The following is a 14,411-nucleotide window of genomic DNA, read 5'->3' on the forward strand; positions in this document are numbered from 1 at the left end:
GACAACACCACTAACGCCAACAATGTTGTCGGATTACGGCCCCTTGGGCCTGATCCGACCTACGCGCCGCCCTGGTAGCCATGCTGGCGCCAGGCTTCGTAAACGACGACGGCCACCGTATTCGACAAATTCAAGCTGCGGTTGTCCGGGCGCATCGGCAGGCGGATGCGTTGCTCTGCAGGAAAGCCGTCGCGCAGGGCCGGATCCAGGCCTTTTGTTTCCGAGCCAAACACGAACACGTCGCCCGGCAGGAAGGCCACGTCGCCGAACGGGCGCGAGCCGCGCGTCGTCATGGCGAACATGCGGGCCGGGTCGGGCTGGGTGTCGGCCAGGAACGCTTCCCAGTTCTTGTGCACCTTCATCTTGGCGTAATCGTGGTAATCGAGGCCGGCGCGTTTCATCTTGGCATCGTCGAGCGGAAAGCCCAGCGGTTCGACCAGGTGCAGCTGCGCGCCCGTGTTCGCGCACAGGCGGATGACGTTGCCCGTATTGGGCGGGATTTCAGGTTCTACCAAAACAACGTGAAACAAAATGCTCTCCTTGGGTCTGTCTGTATCTAATATATAGCGAATTCAATGCGGTGGTGTGCGCGCCACCACCAGTATGCTGACCCTGGCCGCGCCTTCGCTCTTGCAGGCGGCGGCCAGCGCGTTGACGGTATGGCCGCTGCTCATCACGTCGTCGACGATGCCGACATGGCATCCTTGCAATAATGGCGCGTGTTCCGGCGCGATGGCGAACGCGTGCGCCAGGTTGGCTTGCCGTTCCTGCGGCGCCACGCCGCTTTGCGCCCGGGTTTCGCGCACCCGCAGCGCCAGGCGGGGCTGTAAATGCACGTGCAGCAGGCGCGCCAGCGGGCGGGCAATTTCCAGCGCCTGGTTAAAGCCCCGTTCGGCCAGCCGGGCCGGGCCCAGCGGCACCGGGCACAGCAACTGCGGCGCCTCCCAATCTGGTTGTTGCTGAATGGCAACATGCAGCAATTCTGCCAACAGGGGCGCCAGCGCCAGGCGCGCGCCGAATTTCAGCTGCAGCAGCAACTGGTCGACGGGCGCCGCATAATCAAACGCCGTGACGGTGGCGTCATACGCGGGCCGCTGGCGCAAACAGCGTCCGCACAGCGTTGCCACATCGTCGAGCGGATTGGCGCACTGGCGGCAGCGGTGCCGCAGCAGGCCCAGGTACTGTGCGCGGCAGGGCGGGCACAGCACTTCCGGGCAGCCGATGCCGCACAGCGCGCACTGGGCCGGCAGCAAGGTGGCGCCCAGCCACAGCCGCAGCGCCTGCCACGCGGCATCAAGGCGGTGCTGGGTGGCGGTCCGCATCGCGATGGCGTCGTTCCATGTACACTGCCGACATTATCTCACCTCACCCGATTCAACATGCCAGTTCCCACCAATCCGCCCAAAATGAGTGCGCCCATCGATGCGGTGCAAGTACGCGATTTCTTTTCCCGTCCGGCGCGCATCGCGCCGTCGGACTTCCTGCGCCGCGAAGTGTCGGCACGCATGCACGAACGCCTGGAGCTGGTGAAAATCACGCCGCATCGTGTGCTTGACGCCGGCTGCGGCCCCGGTGCGGACCTGGCGCAGTTGCAAAAGGATTATCCCGCCGCGCAGATTATCGGTCTCGATGCAGCGCAAGCGATGATGCAGGCGGCGCGCGCGCCCGCGTCGAAACTGGCCAGCCTGAACCAGTTCCTCAGCAAACTGCTGCCGGCCAAGGCGGGCGTGGATCTGCTGTGCGGCGACCTGGGCGACCTGCCGCTGGCGCAGGGCAGCATCGACCTCGTGTGGTCCAACCTGGCGCTGCACTGGCATGCCCAGCCCGACCGCGTGTTTGCCGAATGGCGGCGCGCGCTGCGCCTCGATGGCTTGCTGATGTTTTCCTGTTTCGGTCCCGACACCTTCCGCGAAGTGCGCGACGCCTTTGCCGAGGCCGATTTATATCCGCACGCCTTGCCCTTTGTCGACATGCACGACTTTGGCGACATGCTGGTCGAGACGGGTTTTTCCACGCCCGTGCTGGATATGGAAATCATTACCGTCACCTACGATACGGCGGAAAAACTGCTGGCCGACGTGCGCGCCTTCGGCGGCAATCCACTGACCACGCGCCGGCGCGGCCTGATGGGCAAGGCAGCCTGGCAGCGCATGCTGGCCGCGCTGGAAAAGATGCGCCGTCCCGACGGCAAGCTGGGCCTGAGTTTCGAGGTGATTTATGGCCATGCCTTCCGTCCCGCGCCGCGCGTGACGCGCAATGGCGAGGCGATCATCCGCTTTGATTTGCCGAGAAAGCCCAAATAAAAGGCTAAAGAAACCGACACTTGGTCGCATTCGCGCATGGATGCAGCAGCAAGCGTTGCAAAGCGCGCGGCGGCCGGGAGAAGGGCGCGCACAAAGCCGATTATTGCTTGATGGATTCAAGTTTACTTGATTATAATCGTTGATTGTTTGTCAGCTTGCTAAGTAGAAAAAACAAGGGCTGCATACAAAATAAAAAAAACAAAGCAAGACTAATTCGAAGTTACTGCATTAGTATAGTAACCATCTTCCACACAAGGCCATTTCAGTGTGGGGAAGAAAAACAGGGTTCCAGCATGGTTGCGCGCCGCCGTTTTTGCTGCGGCAGCCAGCATGGAATTCGCTGGTGCTTGACGCACATGGCCGTATTCTGGCCGTGTTGCTTTCATGGAGGAGCGGCAGCGGTCCAGTACGGAGAAGTCCGCAGCCGTTTAAAATATCATTATTTTTGGGTGGTTGGGGAAAACATGACACATGCAAAGCGACTTCAATCGTTGCTGCTCGGGCTGTCTTTGACAGCGTTTGGCATCGGGCGATGGGCCACGGCGGCACCGGCTGCCGGCACCTATCCCGGCACCGGCGGTCCCGTGCCGTTCGAAATGAATCTGCAACCGCCGGCGACACAGATCGCCCATGAAATCTACGATTTGCACACCCTGATGATGATCATCTGCCTGGTGATCTTCGTGGCCGTGTTCGGCGTCATGTTTTATTCCATCTTCAAGCACCGCAAGTCCCTGGGCCACAAGCCGGCCACTTTCCACGAAAGCACCACCGTCGAGATCGCCTGGACCGTCGTGCCTTTCCTGATCGTCATCGGCATGGCCCTGCCTGCCACGCGCACCGTCGTCGGCATGAAGGACACCTCGAACGCCGACATCACCATCAAGGCCACCGGTATGCAGTGGAAATGGGGCTATGACTACCTGAAAGGCGAGGGCGAAGGCATTTCCTTCCTCTCCAACCTGGCCACGCCGCGCTCGCAAGTGGGCGCGCCAGGCGTGCCGCCGACGGAAAAACGGGGCGAAAACTACCTGATCGAAGTCGACAACGAAGTTGTCGTGCCGGTCAACAAGAAGATCCGCGTGGTGCTGACGGCCAACGACGTCATCCACGCATGGTCCGTGCCCGCCTTCGGCGTCAAGCAGGATGCGATTCCCGGCTTCGTGCGCGACACCTGGTTCAAGGCCGACCATATCGGCACCTTCCGCGGCAATTGCGCCGAACTGTGCGGCAAGGAACATGCATTCATGCCCATCGTCGTCAAGGTTGTCTCCGCCGATGACTACAAGGCCTGGGTTGATGTAAAACAAAAGGAAATGGCGGCATTGGCTGATGATCCAAGCAAGGTGTGGACCATCGACGAGTTGAAGGTCAAGGGCGAGAAAGTGTATGCGGCCAACTGCGTGGTTTGCCACCAGGCGACAGGCAAGGGCGTGCCCGGTGCATTCGCGCCGCTGGACGGCTCGGCCGTGGTGAACGGTCCGAAAGCGGAACAGATCCATGTCTTGCTGAACGGGCAAAAGAGCGGCAAGTATCCGGCGGAAATGCCAGCCTGGAAACAGCTGTCCGACACGGAAATTGCCGCAGTGATCACTTACACGCGCAATACCTGGTCGAACAAGGCCGAAGAGAACATCGTTCAACCAGCCGAAATCGTGGCTGCACGCAAGTAATTAGGAGTCGCATATGAGTACTAGCACGAGCACTAGCACCTTGGACCACGCCGGTCACGATCACGACCATGCCCACGATCATCCCACTGGCTACCGCCGCTGGCTGTTTGCCACCAACCACAAGGATATCGGTACTTTGTACCTGTGGTTCTCGTTCATCATGCTGCTGTCGGGCGGCGTGCTGGCCCTGATGATCCGGACGGAACTGTTTCACCCAGGCTTGCAATTCTTTCACCCGGAATTTTTCAATCAACTGACCACCATGCACGGCCTGGTGATGGTGTTTGGCGCCATCATGCCGGCCTTCGTCGGCTACGCCAACTGGATGATCCCGCTGCAAGTGGGCGCGTCCGACATGGCCTTTGCCCGCATGAACAACTTCTCGTTCTGGCTGCTGCCGCCGGCCGCGATCCTGCTGGCCACGTCCTTCCTCGTGCCGGGCGGCGCCACGGCTGCCGGCTGGACCCTGTATGCGCCGCTGTCGACGCAGATGGGCCCCGGCATGGACATGGCGATTTTTGCCATGCACCTGATGGGCGCCTCGTCCATCATGGGTTCGATCAACATCATCGTCACCATCCTGAACATGCGCGCACCGGGCATGACCCTGATGAAAATGCCGATGTTCTGCTGGACCTGGCTGATTACCGCGTATCTGTTGATCGCCGTCATGCCCGTGCTGGCCGGCGCCATCACCATGACCCTGACGGACCGCCATTTCGGCACCTCCTTCTTTAACGCGGCAGGCGGCGGCGACCCCGTCATGTACCAGCACATCTTCTGGTTCTTCGGCCATCCCGAGGTCTACATCATGATTCTGCCGGCCTTCGGCATCGTCTCGCAGATCCTGCCGGCGTTTGCCCGCAAGCCCCTGTTCGGCTACGCGTCGATGGTCTACGCTACCGCTTCCATCGCGATTCTGTCCTTCATCGTCTGGGCGCACCACATGTTTACCACCGGCATGCCGGTGACCAGCCAGCTGTTCTTCATGTACGCGACCATGCTGATCGCCGTGCCGACGGGCGTGAAAGTGTTCAACTGGATCGCCACGATGTGGAAGGGTTCCATGACGTTCGAAACGCCGATGCTGTTCTCGGTCGGCTTCATCTTCGTGTTTACCATGGGCGGCTTCACGGGCCTGATCCTGGCCGTCACGCCGATCGACATCCAGCTGCAGGATACCTATTATGTGGTGGCGCATTTCCACTACGTGCTGGTGGCCGGTTCGCTGTTTGCCCTGTTCGCCGGCTTCTACTACTGGTCGCCGAAATGGACGGGCCACATGTACAACGAGACGCGCGGCAAGATCCACTTCTGGCTGTCGCTGATCACGTTCAACGTGACCTTCTTCCCGATGCACTTCCTGGGCCTGGCCGGCATGCCGCGCCGCTACGCCGACTATCCGGCGCAGTTCACCGACTTCAACATGATCGCCTCGATCGGCGGCTTCGGTTTTGGCCTGATGCAGGTGTACTTCCTGTTCTTCGTGGTCTTGCCGACCATCCGCGGCGGCAAGGCTGCGCCAGCGAAACCATGGGAAGGCGCGGAAGGCCTGGAATGGACCGTGCCGAGCCCGGCGCCGTTCCACACGTTTGAAACGCCGCCGACAGTGAAATAAGGTATCCCGGGCCGGCGTGTTCCGCGGCCCGTCTTGAATAAAGTGCCTGTCATGACCGAACGTAAAAAACCGAACAACCTGCGTACCGGACTGATACTGGGGGCCCTGGCGGCCTTCTTCTTCCTGTCCGTATTCGTCAAGCGCATGTGGCTCTGACGTGACGACGCCCGACCAACAGGAAACACGCGGCCTGAACCGCAAAATGCTGGGCAAGCTGCTCGTCATTGCCGTGCTGATGTTCGGCTTTGGCTATGCCCTGATTCCCGTCTACAAGCAGATTTGCGAAGTGATGGGCATCAACGTGCTGACGCAAAAAGATGGCACGGTGGCCTACGACAACAATACGCAGGTCGACACGACGCGCAGCATCACCGTCGAGTTCGACGGCAATGCGCAGGGGCCATGGCGCTTCCGCCCGACGGTGTCGAGCATGCAGGTGCATCCGGGCGAACTGGTGACCGTCATGTATGAAGTGGTCAACACGCAAAACCGCGTCGTCAACGCGCAAGCCATCCCCAGCTACGCGCCACAGAGCGCCACGCCGCATTTCAAGAAGGTCGAATGCTTCTGCTTCAAGCAGCAGACCTTGAAACCGAACGAAGCGCGGCAGATGCCGGTGGTGTTCTTCCTCGATCCGGCCCTGCCGAAAGAGGTGAAAACCATCACCCTGTCGTACACGTTTTTCGAGATAGCCGGTCTGAGCCAGGCTCAGACGCCGGCCGTCCAATAGGAGAGTGGCATGGGCGAATCCAAGCAGCCTGAAAAAGCGTCGTTCCTGTATTCGCTGCGGGCCGTCGTGTGGTCATTCACGGGACTGCGCCGCAAGAGCGATTTCGACACGGATTCGGCCAAGCTCAACCCCGTGCACATCGTCATCGCCGGTTTCCTGGTGGTGGCTTGCCTGATCGGCATATTGATTTCGATTGTCAAATTCGTCGTTTTATAAATTATAAAAAACCACCCTATAAGTTTTTGAGGAGATGATGATGAGTTCCAACCACGCCGCCGTACCTTATTATTTTGTGCCCGGCCCGTCGCGCTGGCCCATGCTGGGCGGCGCCAGCCTGCTGCTGACCATGATCGGCGCCTCGGCCTGGGTCAACGACGTTTCCTGGGGTCCGTACCTGAATTACCTGGGCCTGGCCGGCATCCTGCTGGTGCTGTATTTCTGGTTCGGCGACGCCATCAGCGAATCGGAACAGGGCCTGTACAGCGAGCGCATCGACCACTCCTTCCGCTGGAGCATGAGCTGGTTCATCTTTTCGGAAGTCATGTTCTTCGCCGCCTTCTTCGGCGCCCTGTTCTACGCGCGCAGCATCTCCATGCCGTGGCTGGCCGACCTTGACCACAAGGTGATCTGGCCCGATTTCGCCGCTCACTGGGGCAATACGGGGCCGGCCGGCACGGTGCAGGAATTCACCACCATGACGCCGTTCTGGATTCCGACCATCAACACGGCCTTGCTGCTGCTGTCAGGCGTGACCCTGACCATTTCGCACCATGCGCTGCGCGCTGGCCACCGCGGCATGACGGCCCTGTTCCTGTTCGCCACGATCTTGCTGGGCGCCATCTTCATGGGCTTCCAGGTGTATGAATACATCCACGCTTACAGCGAACTGAACTTGAAATTGACGTCGGGCATCTACGGCGCCACCTTCTTCATGCTGACGGGTTTCCACGGCTTCCACGTGACCCTGGGCGCCATCATGCTGTCCGTCATCCTGTACCGCGTGCTGAAAGGCCACTTCACGCCCGAGCACCACTTCGGCTTCGAAGGCGCCGCCTGGTACTGGCACTTCGTCGACGTCGTCTGGCTGGGCCTGTACGTGGTCGTGTATTGGTTATAATGGCGGGGCAGGGCGCGCGTTGTTGAGGGGCGCGCCGGCACCATAAAAAAAGCCGTACCGGGACATCCTGGGTACGGCTTTTTTCTTAGTCTGAAGAATTTGCCAATCAGGCAAGAAGCTTAGTGTATGCCCGTCGGCTGGATATAGCCGAGCTTGTGCGCCAGCAGGATCAGCAAAAACAGGGTGATCGACAAGCCCACGCGCAGGGCCAGCGCTTGCACGGTGCGGTTGCTCTTGCCCTTGTCGCGCATGAGGAAGAACAGGGCCGAGCCCAGGCTGCCCAGGATCAGGATGAAGGCAATGGCAACGAGGATTTTCATGGATGGTAGCGCCTGGCTTGAGGAGGTTTCATTGTAATGCGTATCCGCTTCCATTTTAGATGGATTCCACTTGTTGTAATGCTGCTACTGGTGGCCCTGGGGTGCTCTTTGGCGCAATGGCAGCAGCGCCGTGGCGACGAGAAAGTCGCCCGCGCCGCCCGGCTCGAGGCGGGCAACCTGGCCGCACCGCTGGCATTGACGGCCGCGCCCATGCTGCCGGCCGATGCGCAAGCGATCGAATATCGCCGGATCACCGTCACCGGCCATTTCGTGCCCGCCTGGACGGTGTACCTGGACAACCGCCCCTACAAAGGGCAAGCGGGCTTCCACGTGCTCACGCCATTCCAGATCGACGGTTCTGCCATGCACGTGCTGGTGGCGCAGGGCTGGTTGCCGCGCAACAATGCCGAGCGCACGCGCATTCCCGATTACGCCACGCCCACGGGCACGGTGACGATTTCCGGCATCGCGCGGCTGAACGCGGGCCATGTGATGGAACTGGGCACGGCGCCCGCCCTGGCGCCGCACGCCATCGTGCAAAATGCCGATATCGCCCAACTGGCCCAGGCGAGCGGCCTGGCCTTGCAGCCATTTATTCTCGAACAAACGGCTGATTCAGTGGATCCTTCAGCGACGGCGCCAGCATCCGGCCAGCTTCCCGTGCGCGACTGGCCGGCGCCCGACCTGGGCGCCGACAAGCACCGCGGCTATGCATTCCAGTGGTATGCACTGGCACTGATGGCCTTTCTATTTTTTGTCTTTACAGGATTTCGACGTGCAAACAAACAGCCCTGACACAACGCAAGACAGCACCAATAAACAGGCACAAAATACGGGACGGTGGAAATTGCTGGCCGTCGTGGCCGTGTGCGCGTTTCCCATCATCGCCTCGTATTTCACGTATTACATCATCAAGCCCACGGGCCGCAACAATTACGGCGCCCTGATCGACCCGCGTTTGCATCCGATACCGGAAGCGCAATTGCAGGTGACGGAACTGGACGGCAAGGCGGCACCGCTGGCGCAATTCAAGGGCAAGTGGGTGCTGCTGCAAACGGGACCATCCGATTGCCAGGAAGCATGCAAGAAGCAATTGTTTGACATGCAACAACTGCGCCTCATGCAGGGCAAGGAACGCGAACGCCTGGAACGGGTCTGGCTGGTGACGGATGCCCAGCCGCTCGACACCCTGGTGATGCGCGAATTCGACGGCACCAGCATGCTGCGCGTCAATAGCGACGCCTTGAAAGCGTGGTTGCCCGTGGAGCCGGGCGGCAAGACCAGCGACCATTTTTATTTGATCGATCCGCTGGGCAATCTGATGATGCGCTTCCCGAAAGACGCGGACCCGAACAAGATCAAGAAAGACATCGCCAAGCTGCTCAAAGCTTCGGCGATCGGTTGAGGAGTCTGCATGCCGACGATGCATCTCTCCGCGCTGGCCCAGCTGGGCTTGACGGGTCTGCTGGTGGCGCTGCTGCCGCTGACCATGGTCTGGGTGTCCGCGGACGCCAATAAATACCGCAAGCTCGTGTGGATCGCCGTCTTCCTGACGGTCGACCTGATCATGTTTGGCGGCTTTACGCGCCTGTCCGATTCCGGCCTGGGCTGCCCGGACTGGCCAGGCTGCTATGGCTCGGCCAATCCTTTCCTCGCGCACGAGCACATCGTGGCGGCGGAAACCCTGATGCCGACGGGGCCCGTCACGGTGGTGAAGGCGTGGATTGAAATGACGCACCGCTACCTGGCCATGGCCATCGGCGTGCTGATCGTGGCGATGATGGTGCAGGCGTGGCGCCAGTGGAAGAAAAGCAAACGCGAAGAATTCGCTCCCGCGCTGCCGACGGCGCTGTTTTTGTTCGTCTGCCTGCAGGGCGCGTTCGGCGCCTGGACCGTCACCCTGAAGCTGCAACCGGTGATCGTCACCATCCACTTGCTGCTGGGCATGGGCTTGCTGGCCATGCTGACGTGGCTGGGCGGACGCCAGGATCATGCCGTCAAACCTGTGCTGCGCGCCGATGCGGACGCTGCCGTGCTGCGCCCCGTGCGCGCGCTGGCGATTTTTTCGCTCGTGCTGCTGACCGTGCAGATCGCGCTGGGCGGCTGGGTGAGCACCAACTACGCCACGCTGGCCTGCACGGATTTCCCCCTGTGCGGCGGCAAGGTGATTCCGGAAATGGATTTCGAGCATGGTTTTCATCTGTGGCGCGAACTGGGCAAGACGGCCGCCGGCCATTATTTGCCGTTTTCCGCGCTGACGGCCATTCACTGGGTGCACCGCAATTTCGCCTTCATCGTGCTCGCTGGCATCGGCTACACGGTGTTTCGCGCGTGGAAGCTGCCGTCCTTGCGCGGCACGGCTCGCTGGGTGGCGCTGGTGCTGGCCCTGCAGGCGGCCACGGGCCTGGCGACGATCTACCTGAGCTGGCCATTGTCGATTGCCGTCATGCATAACGGCGGGGCGGCGCTGCTCGTCTTATTGCTGACCATGTTAAACTACAAGGCTAAATTCCAACTCGATGTAGCGCGGAAATCTGCTTCCGCCGCCGCGCCAGTGCCCTCGGCACCAGCCAGTCCTTCCCGTATCGCATAAATGACTACTCAGACCATCAGCCGTAAACCATCCCCCCGCATCGCCCAGTATTGGGCGCTGACCAAGCCCCGCGTGACGCAACTGGCCGTGTTTTGCGCCGTCATCGGCATGTTCCTGGCCAGCGAGGAGTTGCCTGACTGGCATGCGGTGGTATTCGGCACCATCGGCATCTGGCTGCTGGCCGGCGCCGCGTTTGCCGTCAATTGCCTGGCCGAGCGCGAAATCGACGCGCGCATGGCCCGCACGGCGCGCCGCCCGATGGCCATGGGCGACATCACGGTGAAACAGACGGTGGTATTCGCGCTGGTGATCGGCGGCCTGGGCATGGCGATCCTGTATCACCTGGTCAATCCGCTGACCATGTGGCTGACCTTTGTCACCTTTGTCGGCTACGCCCTGATCTATACGATGGTGCTGAAACCGGCCACGCCGCAAAACATCGTCATCGGCGGCCTGTCCGGCGCCATGCCGCCCGCGCTGGGCTGGGCCGCCGTCGCCAACGACGTGCCGATGCAGGCGTGGCTGCTGGTCCTGATCATCTTTGTCTGGACGCCGCCGCATTTCTGGGCCCTGGCCATGTACCGCCGCGACGATTACGCGCGCTCGGGCTTGCCCATGCTGCCCGTCACGCACGGCTTGAAATTCACGCAATTCCACGTCTGGCTGTACTCGATTGCGCTGGCCGCCACCACCTTGCTGCCGTACGCCGTGCGCATGAGCGGCCTGATCTACCTGGCTTCGGCCGTGGTGCTGAACGCCGGCTTCCTGTACTACGCGTGGAAGATGTACCGCCACTACACGGACTTGATCGCGCGCAAGGCATTTACGTTTTCCATCATCTACCTGGCCTTGCTGTTCGCGGCTTTGCTGGTTGACCACTACATTCCTCTCGGCACATGAAAAAATACCTGACTCTGTTGCTGGCGGCCGCGCTGGTCGCCGTCCTGGCCGGCTGCGGCAAGCCTGCCGCGCCGAAGCTGGCCTTCAAGAACACGGACGTGACGGGCCTCGGCTACGCGCGCGAGTTTGCGCTGACGGACCATACGGGCCATCCGCGCACCCTGGCCGACTACAAGGGCAAGCTGGTGCTGATGTTCTTCGGCTACACGCAATGCCCGGACGTGTGTCCCACCACCATGGCCGACATGGCGCAGGTGATGCAGGAAATGGGGCCGCAGGCGGACCAGGTGCAAGTGCTGTTCGTCACCGTCGACCCCGAGCGCGACACGCAAGCCTTGCTGGCCGAATACGTGCCGGCCTTCGACAAGCGCTTCGTGGGACTGTATGGCGATGCGGCCGCGACGGCCAAGGTAGCCAAGGAATTCAAGGTGTATTACGCCAAGGTCGAGGGCGAGACGGACGAGAGCTACACGGTCGACCACACGGCCGGCACCTATGTCTTCGACCGCGAAGGCAAGATCCGCCTGTTCGTGCGCCACGGCGAAAAGCCTGCCGCCATCGCGCACGATCTTAAACTTCTGCTATCCTGACCTGATCGCGCCCCCGGGCGCCATCTTCAGGATACGCAGTACATGGATAAACGTTTCGAGCCGCACGCCCGCCTGGCAGCCATCATCTTCCTGTTGATCGGCTGCTTTTTTGTCTTGCGGCCCTTCCTCGCCGCCATGCTGTTTGCCGCCTGCGTGGGCATTTCCAGCTGGCCCCTGTATCTGCTGCTGCTCGAACGCCTGAAAGGCCGGCGCAACTGGGCGGCCGCCATCATGACCCTGTCCTTGATCCTGGTCATCGTGCTGCCGCTGGCCCTCGTCACCTACAACCTGGCCGACAATGTGTCGCGCATCTATGAACAGTTGCGCACGGCGCTGGAGTCGGGCGGCCTGCATCCGCCGGCCTGGCTGGCCAGCATTCCCGTGGTGGGCGAAACCATCGCTGGCTACGTGGAGCGCCTGCTCGCGGACCGCGAGGAATTACTGAATTTGGGCAAGACGATGCTGGAACCGGCGCGCCATTTCCTCGCTTCCGGCGGCATCCTGCTGGGCACGGGCCTGGCGCAGACCAGCCTGGCCGTGTTCGTCAGCTTCTTCCTCTACCGCGACGGCCAGCAGCTGAGCCGTGCCCTGATGACGGGCGCCGGCCGCATCATCGGCGACAGCGCGCCCGGCGTGGGCCTGACCATCAGCCGCACCGTGCGCGGCGTCATGTACGGCTTGCTGGGCACGGCGCTGGCGCAAGCCCTGGTGGCCGTGGTGGGTTTCCTGATCGCCGGCGTGCCGGCCGTGGCGCTGCTGGGCGTGGCCACCTTCATCTTTTCGCTGATTCCCGTGGGCCCGCCCTTGATCTGGGGCGGCGCCGCCATCTGGCTGTTCAATGACGGCCAGACGGGCTGGGGCATCTTCATGCTGGTGTGGGGCGGTTTGCTGATCAGCGGCGTGGACAATGTGGTCAAGCCCATGCTGATCAGCCGCGGCAGCAGCCTGCCCTTCCTGCTGGTGCTGCTCGGCGTGCTGGGCGGCGTGCTGGCCTTCGGCTTCGTCGGCATTTTCATCGGCCCGACCCTGCTGGCGGTACTGTACAGCTTGCTGCAAACGTGGACGGTGGGCGAGACCACCGTGCCGCAGGGAAAAGATACCCTGACGAGCAAGAAGTAATCAGTCGCGCAAGTCTGCGTCGAGGTCGCGTTCCTGCTTGGGAATCACCTTGATCAGCACGATGCGGGGTCCGTTCATCTTCTTGACGACGATGTCGAAGTCGACAAAGGTGATGCGCTGGCCCTGCTTGGGAATGTCGCCCAGCTTGACCATGATCAAGCCGCCCACCGATTCCACGTCGTCCAGCCCCAGTTCCTCGTTTTCGATATCGATGCCGAGGATGCGTTCGAGCGAGAAGATGGGCAGGCTGGCCTTGCCGATCAGGGTACCGTCGCTTTGCTTGAGCCAGTCGTTTTCATTGCGGCGGAATTCATCGCGGATTTCGCCGACCATGGCGCCGAGCAAGTTGTCCAGGGTGATGAAACCCAGCGGGCGCTTGCCCTTTTCGCCGATCAGGGCGAAGTGGGGCGCGCCGTCGCGGAAGCGGCGGAACAGTTCCAGCGCCGGCGTGCGCGCGGAAATGATGTCGACGGGACGCAGAAACGGCGTGAGCGAGGTGATCGGCTTGCCTGCCTGCTGGGCAAAGAACAGGTCTTTCAAGTGCACCACGCCCAGCACGTCGTCTTCATTCATGTCGAAATACGGGTAGCGGCTGAAGCGGTTGCGCAGCACCGTGTCGAGGTTTTCTTCCAGCGTGTTTGAGGCGTGCAGGGCGATCACTTCATTGATCGGGCGCATCAGGTCCGATACCGTCATCTGTTCGAAATCAAGCGATTGCGCCAGGATGTTGCGCTCGTCGCGCGTGAATTTCTCGCCCGGCTGGCTGGTGCGCAGGATCAGTTTCAGCTCTTCGGACGAATAATGGGCGTCGTGGCCGCCCTTGCCGGACAGGCCCGCCATGCGCAGCACCCAGTTGGCGCTGGCGTTGAGCAGGTAGATGGCCGGATACATGGCCCAGTAAAAACCGTACAGGGGAATCGCGCTCCACAGGCCGACGGCTTCCGGGTTGCGGATGGCCATCGATTTGGGCGCCAGTTCACCCACGACGATATGCAGGAAGGAAATCACGCTGAAGGCAACGACAAACGAGACGCCGTGGATCAGCTCTTGCGAGGTGACGCCGATGGCGCCGAACAGCGGTTCGAGCAAGCCGGCAAACGCCGGTTCGCCGACCCAGCCCAGGCCCAGAGAAGCGAGGGTGATGCCCAGCTGGCAGGCCGACAGGTAGGCGTCCAGCTGGCCATGCACCTTGGCCAGGATGCGGCCCCGCAATCCCTGTGTCTTGGCGATGGCGCGGATGCGTGTGCGCCGTAAGGTGACGATGCCAAATTCGGCGGCAACAAAAAAACCGTTCAGCGCGACCAGGAAGAGGGCGAGCAGGACTAGCAAGACATTGTGCATGGGGGCGCTGAAGATGGGCTGTAAAAACGTCATCTTAAACGACGAAGGGCGCCATAGCCTAATTTAGCCGCGCTCGCCGCCCGTGCAGGCGGGCGGGCGCGGCAGGT

General features: G+C 61.5%; 17 protein-coding genes. 13 read left to right on the forward strand and 4 right to left on the reverse strand.

Annotated features, from left to right (window positions below; all coding sequences use genetic code 11):
- Positions 1-59: 59 nt before the first annotated feature.
- Entirely contained in the window at positions 60-530 is a 471-nt protein-coding gene (gene trmL / locus U0004_RS05335) for a tRNA (uridine(34)/cytosine(34)/5-carboxymethylaminomethyluridine(34)-2'-O)-methyltransferase TrmL (protein WP_070258795.1), read from the reverse strand.
- Positions 531-572: 42 nt separating this feature from the next.
- Complete coding sequence (locus tag U0004_RS05340; RefSeq protein WP_070258797.1) at positions 573-1,322, reverse strand: ComF family protein; 750 nt, start codon at positions 1,320-1,322, stop codon at positions 573-575.
- Between the two features lie 57 nt (positions 1,323-1,379).
- On the opposite strand from U0004_RS05340, the gene U0004_RS05345 reads away from it, so the two are divergent.
- From U0004_RS05345 to U0004_RS05375, 7 genes are all read left to right on the forward strand, one after another.
- On the forward strand, positions 1,380-2,303 hold the full coding sequence (locus U0004_RS05345; protein ID WP_231958549.1) for a methyltransferase domain-containing protein: 924 nt from the start codon (positions 1,380-1,382) through the stop codon (positions 2,301-2,303).
- Positions 2,304-2,767: 464 nt separating this feature from the next.
- On the forward strand, positions 2,768-3,976 hold the full coding sequence (gene coxB / locus U0004_RS05350) for a cytochrome c oxidase subunit II (protein ID WP_034784872.1): 1,209 nt from the start codon (positions 2,768-2,770) through the stop codon (positions 3,974-3,976).
- A gap of 13 nt (positions 3,977-3,989) precedes the next feature.
- On the forward strand, positions 3,990-5,594 hold the full coding sequence (gene ctaD, locus U0004_RS05355) for a cytochrome c oxidase subunit I (protein WP_034784874.1): 1,605 nt from the start codon (positions 3,990-3,992) through the stop codon (positions 5,592-5,594).
- A gap of 51 nt (positions 5,595-5,645) precedes the next feature.
- Positions 5,646-5,750 carry a cytochrome oxidase small assembly protein gene (locus U0004_RS05360; protein ID WP_211551746.1) on the forward strand — a complete coding sequence of 35 codons (105 nt, stop codon included), beginning with the start codon at positions 5,646-5,648 and terminating at the stop codon, positions 5,748-5,750.
- A gap of 1 nt (position 5,751) precedes the next feature.
- Positions 5,752-6,324, forward strand: coding sequence for a cytochrome c oxidase assembly protein (locus U0004_RS05365; protein ID WP_071653728.1), 573 nt, complete (start codon positions 5,752-5,754; stop codon positions 6,322-6,324).
- 9 nt (positions 6,325-6,333) lie between these two features.
- On the forward strand, positions 6,334-6,540 hold the full coding sequence (locus U0004_RS05370) for a DUF2970 domain-containing protein (protein WP_034749002.1): 207 nt from the start codon (positions 6,334-6,336) through the stop codon (positions 6,538-6,540).
- A gap of 40 nt (positions 6,541-6,580) precedes the next feature.
- Positions 6,581-7,441, forward strand: coding sequence for a cytochrome c oxidase subunit 3 (locus U0004_RS05375; protein ID WP_034784877.1), 861 nt, complete (start codon positions 6,581-6,583; stop codon positions 7,439-7,441).
- A gap of 119 nt (positions 7,442-7,560) precedes the next feature.
- Here the strand turns inward: U0004_RS05375 and U0004_RS05380 are convergent, their stop codons facing one another.
- On the reverse strand, positions 7,561-7,761 hold the full coding sequence (locus U0004_RS05380; RefSeq protein WP_034748996.1) for a twin transmembrane helix small protein: 201 nt from the start codon (positions 7,759-7,761) through the stop codon (positions 7,561-7,563).
- A 36-nt stretch (positions 7,762-7,797) separates the two neighbouring features.
- On the opposite strand from U0004_RS05380, the gene U0004_RS05385 reads away from it, so the two are divergent.
- Genes U0004_RS05385 through U0004_RS05410 form a run of 6 tightly spaced genes read left to right on the forward strand, consistent with a single transcriptional unit; the run spans position 7,798 to position 12,963 of the window.
- Complete coding sequence (locus U0004_RS05385) at positions 7,798-8,556, forward strand: SURF1 family protein (protein ID WP_070258799.1); 759 nt, start codon at positions 7,798-7,800, stop codon at positions 8,554-8,556.
- Positions 8,537-9,166 (forward strand): SCO family protein, encoded by a 630-nt coding sequence (locus U0004_RS05390; protein WP_070258801.1) that lies wholly within the window; start codon positions 8,537-8,539, stop codon positions 9,164-9,166. Before U0004_RS05385 ends, U0004_RS05390 begins: the two co-directional genes overlap by 20 nt.
- 18 nt (positions 9,167-9,184) lie before the next feature.
- A complete protein-coding gene (locus U0004_RS05395) occupies positions 9,185-10,354 on the forward strand; it encodes a COX15/CtaA family protein (RefSeq protein ID WP_070258803.1) in 1,170 nt (389 codons plus the stop codon).
- Complete coding sequence (cyoE, locus tag U0004_RS05400; protein ID WP_070258805.1) at positions 10,355-11,254, forward strand: heme o synthase; 900 nt, start codon at positions 10,355-10,357, stop codon at positions 11,252-11,254.
- The gene (locus tag U0004_RS05405; protein ID WP_034784885.1) at positions 11,251-11,844 is read left to right on the forward strand and encodes an SCO family protein; all 594 of its coding nucleotides are present in this window, start codon (positions 11,251-11,253) and stop codon (positions 11,842-11,844) included. Before cyoE ends, U0004_RS05405 begins: the two co-directional genes overlap by 4 nt.
- Positions 11,845-11,886: 42 nt before the next feature.
- Entirely contained in the window at positions 11,887-12,963 is a 1,077-nt protein-coding gene (locus tag U0004_RS05410) for an AI-2E family transporter (protein ID WP_034784887.1), read from the forward strand.
- On the opposite strand, the gene U0004_RS05415 is transcribed toward U0004_RS05410, so the two are convergent.
- Positions 12,964-14,304, reverse strand: coding sequence for a hemolysin family protein (locus U0004_RS05415; protein WP_034785374.1), 1,341 nt, complete (start codon positions 14,302-14,304; stop codon positions 12,964-12,966).
- Between the last annotated feature and the right edge of the window lie 107 nt (positions 14,305-14,411).

Source organism: Janthinobacterium lividum (assembly GCF_034424625.1).
GTDB classification, from domain to species: domain Bacteria; phylum Pseudomonadota; class Gammaproteobacteria; order Burkholderiales; family Burkholderiaceae_D; genus Janthinobacterium; species Janthinobacterium lividum.

Excerpts from the sequence above, each read along its gene's own strand:
- U0004_RS05340 (WP_070258797.1), bottom strand. The coding sequence starts at position 1,322 with ATGCGGACCGCCACCCAGCACCGCCTTGATGCCGCGTGGCAGGCGCTG.
- U0004_RS05345 (WP_231958549.1), top strand. The coding sequence starts at position 1,380 with ATGCCAGTTCCCACCAATCCGCCCAAAATGAGTGCGCCCATCGATGCG.
- coxB (WP_034784872.1), top strand. The coding sequence starts at position 2,768 with ATGACACATGCAAAGCGACTTCAATCGTTGCTGCTCGGGCTGTCTTTG.
- ctaD (WP_034784874.1), top strand. The coding sequence starts at position 3,990 with ATGAGTACTAGCACGAGCACTAGCACCTTGGACCACGCCGGTCACGAT.
- U0004_RS05360 (WP_211551746.1), top strand. The coding sequence starts at position 5,646 with ATGACCGAACGTAAAAAACCGAACAACCTGCGTACCGGACTGATACTG.
- U0004_RS05370 (WP_034749002.1), top strand. The coding sequence starts at position 6,334 with ATGGGCGAATCCAAGCAGCCTGAAAAAGCGTCGTTCCTGTATTCGCTG.
- U0004_RS05375 (WP_034784877.1), top strand. The coding sequence starts at position 6,581 with ATGAGTTCCAACCACGCCGCCGTACCTTATTATTTTGTGCCCGGCCCG.
- U0004_RS05380 (WP_034748996.1), bottom strand. The coding sequence starts at position 7,761 with ATGAAAATCCTCGTTGCCATTGCCTTCATCCTGATCCTGGGCAGCCTG.
- U0004_RS05385 (WP_070258799.1), top strand. The coding sequence starts at position 7,798 with ATGCGTATCCGCTTCCATTTTAGATGGATTCCACTTGTTGTAATGCTG.
- U0004_RS05395 (WP_070258803.1), top strand. The coding sequence starts at position 9,185 with ATGCATCTCTCCGCGCTGGCCCAGCTGGGCTTGACGGGTCTGCTGGTG.
- cyoE (WP_070258805.1), top strand. The coding sequence starts at position 10,355 with ATGACTACTCAGACCATCAGCCGTAAACCATCCCCCCGCATCGCCCAG.
- U0004_RS05405 (WP_034784885.1), top strand. The coding sequence starts at position 11,251 with ATGAAAAAATACCTGACTCTGTTGCTGGCGGCCGCGCTGGTCGCCGTC.
- U0004_RS05410 (WP_034784887.1), top strand. The coding sequence starts at position 11,887 with ATGGATAAACGTTTCGAGCCGCACGCCCGCCTGGCAGCCATCATCTTC.
- U0004_RS05415 (WP_034785374.1), bottom strand. The coding sequence starts at position 14,304 with ATGCACAATGTCTTGCTAGTCCTGCTCGCCCTCTTCCTGGTCGCGCTG.